The following is a 423-nucleotide window of genomic DNA, read 5'->3' as shown; positions in this document are numbered from 1 at the left end:
TCTCGTGCAGTCGTCGACGACGGCCAGGATGCGGAAGCGGCGCCCGTCGGTGAGCTGGTCCGATACGAAGTCGAGCGACCAGCGCTCGTCGGGCCTCAGCGGCACCAGCATCGGCGCCCTGGTCCCGATCGCCCGCTTGCGGCCGCCACGGCGGCGAACGGCGAGCTTCTCCTCCCGATAGAGCCGGAACAGCTTCTTGTGGTTCACGACCAGGCCCTCCCGCCTCAGCATCACGAGAAGACGCCGGTAGCCGAACCGGCGACGCTCCTGCGCGATCGCCTTCATCCGCTCGCGAACCTCCCGGTCGTCCGGCCTGCTGGTCTGGTAGCGAACCGTCATGCGGCAACAGCCGATGGCTTTACACGCCCGCCGTTCGCTCATCCCGAAGCCTTCCTTCAGGCGAGCGACAGCTTTCCGCTTGGC

1 protein-coding gene is annotated in these 423 nt (G+C 67.8%); it reads right to left on the bottom strand.

Annotated features, from left to right (window positions below; all coding sequences use genetic code 11):
* On the bottom strand, positions 1–423 hold a 423-nt coding region (locus EN845_RS33935; RefSeq protein ID WP_145972540.1), incomplete at both ends, for an IS3 family transposase.

It is taken from the genome of Mesorhizobium sp. M8A.F.Ca.ET.202.01.1.1 (genome assembly GCF_004791595.1).
GTDB lineage: Bacteria > Pseudomonadota > Alphaproteobacteria > Rhizobiales > Rhizobiaceae > Mesorhizobium.
This window is presented reverse-complemented; position numbering and strand designations above follow the sequence as displayed.